The 279-nt window shown below is 70.3% G+C and carries 1 pseudogene; it reads left to right on the top strand.

The annotated features are described in order from the left end of the window. A pseudogene (locus EN862_RS35950) lies at positions 1 to 279 on the top strand (XRE family transcriptional regulator); the annotation flags it as partial.

The following is a 279-nucleotide window of genomic DNA, read 5'->3' as shown; positions in this document are numbered from 1 at the left end:
GCCGCCGTCGGCAACTGTGACACCGGGCGCACCCTGCCCAAGACCGAGAACCTGTTGAAGACCCCCGCCTTCCTGCGTGTCGACCCCGTGGCGCTGGGCCAAGGGCAGGTCGTCTTCCTCGACGATGCCGGCCCGGTGGCGGACGCCGAGATCGTAACCGATGCCGGCCCCCTCCCGGCCGGAGCGATGGATATTCCGGTGCTGGGCGCCGCCGTCGGCGGTGATGACGGCGACTTCACCTTCAACGGCGAACCGGCAGGATACGTCCAGCGTCCGCCG

The organism is Mesorhizobium sp. M2E.F.Ca.ET.219.01.1.1, from assembly GCF_004016445.2.
In the GTDB taxonomy this organism is placed as follows: Bacteria; Pseudomonadota; Alphaproteobacteria; order Rhizobiales; family Rhizobiaceae; genus Mesorhizobium.
This window is presented reverse-complemented; position numbering and strand designations above follow the sequence as displayed.